We start from the raw sequence: 2,986 nt of genomic DNA on the forward strand, positions 1-2,986 counted from the left end.
AAAAATTCTAAAATAGCTAGCCGCAAAATACCAAGGCAAATGTTCCTATGATTTCGGATATGTATGGTTTCATTGTAGTTTGTTTTTTGCGTTAGGGATAGCATCGGCATCCTTTTGCTATTTAGCAAAAGATATAGCGGAAAGCCCGACCCTTTCGGGTAACGCCGAAATTTTATGTGAAGTAAATATACATGGTCTTATTTTAAGGTTTTGTTAACATTAAAAGGAATTGTGATGCGTAAATTTATACCAATATAAACGCATTTTTAAAACTAAATTACAATGAAAAAACTAGTATTGATTTTATTAGCATTTACAACTGCTTACTCAGTGAATGCTCAAATTGAAACACCACAACCAAGTCCGTCATCTAAATTAGAACAACGGGTTGGGTTAACAGATATTACGATCGAATATTCAAGACCTGGAGTTAAAGGGAGAAAAATATTTGGTGGCTTAGAGGCGTTTGATAAGATATGGCGAACAGGTGCAAATGCTAGAACATCAATTACGTTTAGTACTGATGCTACTGTAGATGGACAAACTTTAGAAGCTGGTACTTATGCTCTATTTACAAAACCAGGGGTTGAAACTTGGGAGGTCTATTTTTACACAGATTACAAAGGCGGCGGCGTACCGCAGGATTGGGATGATAGTAAAGTAGTTGCTAAAACTACGATTACACCTATGGAGCTTCCATTTAGTGTTGAGACCTTAACTTTTGATATTCATAATATTAAAAAGAGTAGCGCGACGCTTAACTTAATTTGGGACAAAACAGTCATAGAGGTTCCTTTTGAAGTGCCCACTGATAAAGTGGTTACAGCTGGTATTGATAAAATAATGAGTGGTCCTGGTGCTAGAGATTATTATGCTGCGGCTGTTTATTATTTGGAAGCTGGAAAAGATATTACTAAAGCTAAAGAATGGATGGATACTGCGATGTCTAAGATAGAAAAACCTGGGTTCTGGCAATTAAGACAGCAGTCTTTAATTTATGCTAAAGCTGGAGATAAAAAGGCGGCTATTGAAATCGCTAAAGAATCTTTAGCTGGTGCTGAAAAAGCTGGAAATTCTGCTTACATTAATATGAATAAAGCGTCTCTTAAAGAATGGGGAGCGATGTAATTTGGACGTCTTAGAACATAAGATTTTAAGATATTATATATATGAAAAGCGTAATCATTTTGGTTGCGCTTTTTTGATTTTGGGCGTTACCACGAGGGTCATGCTTTACGTTTATAGTTTTGGCTCGATGCTCGCCTCGCCAAAAGCTAGCCACTACAATCGTTAACGCAAGTATCCGCAAAAGTTAGTTCTTTTCTATTAGTCGTTGGCCTCCAGAAAGAAAATATCTTCAACAGGTTTTTTAAAAAGTTTTGCTATTTTAAGAGAAAGAACCGTTGACGGTACATACTTATTCTTTTCCATAGCGTTTATGGTTTGCCTACTTACACCTACTTTTTGTGCTAAATCGGCTTGGGTCATGTCGTGGATAGCACGTTGTACTTTTATACTATTCTTCATGACTCTTAGATTTTAGTTTTAAAAAATTAAAACGAATAATAAAGAATAATAGAGGTGTAAACATATTGTAAATTAACACATGGAAGAATGAAAGATCGTATATAAATATGATCGTTAATGTTAGAATAAAGTAGTTGAAAATGATGGCCCAAACCAAAGAATCTTTTCTAAGCTTATAGATAAACTCGTCTTCAATTTTTTCTTTTGAAAACCCAACAATGAGTCCACCAACTATAATGGCTATTGAAGCTAATTCGCTAGATATGCCCGTTTCGATAATTTCAAATAATCGTAAATCATTCCCATGCAAAAGTCCTTCATTAAAAATTGAGAGTACTTTTATTTGAATAGGTTCGTAGTCATAGCCTGAATAAGCGAAGACTAACCCGTAGATGATTCCGATAATAAACAAAATCCATCCTAAGATTTTGTACTTGTGAGGTAATAAATAATTTGTTTTCATCTGTTTAATTTATAACATTGATGAATCAAAGGTAAAACAAACTTTACATTTAGTCAAATAAAATAGACATAAAGTAATAATAACTAGTCTTTTTTAGTGTTTAGTAGTGTAGATTGATGAGGTTTCTAACGTCGTCTAAAGTCTTGATTAGCGACTGGCTAAACTCAAAAGACATCACATTGCTTTCTGTTTTTCCTTGTCGAAGTAATTCATTAAAATGAATGGCTTCGTAATTGTAACCAATCGTTTTGTTATTGAAATCTATAGTTTCGGCTTCACCCTCATTAGGAATTAAGCTAATCGTTGAAGGGTTGTGAAATTGATGATTTATTTTTATGATGCCCTTTTTGCAATAAAAAATGGCTTCTGTTGGTGTATCTTCAATTAAGGTGCTTTTTAAAATAGCCTTTACATTTTTTTCATATTCAAATACCATGTCGCAAGATGAATCTGCACCATTTTCAAAATAAGTAGCATTGGCTTTAATATGTTTTGGAATTCCTAATGCAGATAACGAAGCGAAAATGGGGTAGATGCCAATATCTAATAAACTCCCACCACCTAAAGATTTATTGAATAATCTTGATGAATTATCAAAGGCACGGTAAAAACCAAAGTCAGCCTCCAATTTTATAACATCACCATAAATTCTATCTTCCAAGGCTTTTAAAACGTATCGGTAATGCGGGAGAAAGTATGTCCAAAGCGCTTCCATGAGTAGCACGTTTTTGTCTTTGGCCTTTGCAATCATTTCATTTACTTCATCGCTATCCATAGCAAACGGTTTCTCACAAAGTACAGCAATACCATGATCTAAACATAATATGGTATTTTCTTTATGAAGGGTATGTGGTGTAGCAATATAAACGGCATCAATATGTGGGTCTTTCGCCAATGCTTCGTAACTACTATATGCTTTTGTAGCGTTGTACTTTGAAGCAAATTCATTAGCCTTTTCTTGATTTCGTGAAGCAACGGCATATATCTTTGCATCTT

General features: G+C 34.3%; 4 protein-coding genes. 1 reads left to right on the forward strand and 3 read right to left on the reverse strand.

Annotated features, from left to right (window positions below; translation table 11 throughout):
• Positions 1–282 precede the first annotated feature (282 nt).
• On the forward strand, positions 283–1,128 hold the full coding sequence (locus tag QZ260_RS06920) for a DUF2911 domain-containing protein (protein WP_295984366.1): 846 nt from the start codon (positions 283–285) through the stop codon (positions 1,126–1,128).
• A gap of 198 nt (positions 1,129–1,326) precedes the next feature.
• Here QZ260_RS06920 and QZ260_RS06925 read toward each other — a convergent pair whose 3' ends face one another.
• The 3 genes from QZ260_RS06925 to QZ260_RS06935 all read right to left on the reverse strand — a co-directional run.
• The gene (locus QZ260_RS06925) at positions 1,327–1,527 is read right to left on the reverse strand and encodes a helix-turn-helix transcriptional regulator (RefSeq protein WP_295984369.1); all 201 of its coding nucleotides are present in this window, start codon (positions 1,525–1,527) and stop codon (positions 1,327–1,329) included.
• Positions 1,517–1,990 carry a hypothetical protein gene (locus tag QZ260_RS06930; RefSeq protein WP_295984371.1) on the reverse strand — a complete coding sequence of 158 codons (474 nt, stop codon included), beginning with the start codon at positions 1,988–1,990 and terminating at the stop codon, positions 1,517–1,519. The genes QZ260_RS06925 and QZ260_RS06930 overlap by 11 nt, the downstream gene beginning before the upstream one ends.
• Before the next feature lie 100 nt (positions 1,991–2,090).
• Positions 2,091–2,986, reverse strand: an 896-nt coding sequence (locus QZ260_RS06935; RefSeq protein WP_295984374.1) for a Gfo/Idh/MocA family oxidoreductase, incomplete at its 5' end; no start/stop codon positions are given.

It is taken from the genome of uncultured Algibacter sp., assembly GCF_905480415.1.
In the GTDB taxonomy this organism is placed as follows: Bacteria; Bacteroidota; Bacteroidia; order Flavobacteriales; family Flavobacteriaceae; genus Algibacter_B.

What these genes read in the sequence shown, in the direction of transcription:
- QZ260_RS06930 (WP_295984371.1), bottom strand. Translation starts at nt 1,990, where the DNA reads ATGAAAACAAATTATTTATTACCTCACAAGTACAAAATCTTAGGATGG.
- QZ260_RS06925 (WP_295984369.1), bottom strand. Translation starts at nt 1,527, where the DNA reads ATGAAGAATAGTATAAAAGTACAACGTGCTATCCACGACATGACCCAA.
- QZ260_RS06920 (WP_295984366.1), top strand. Translation starts at nt 283, where the DNA reads ATGAAAAAACTAGTATTGATTTTATTAGCATTTACAACTGCTTACTCA.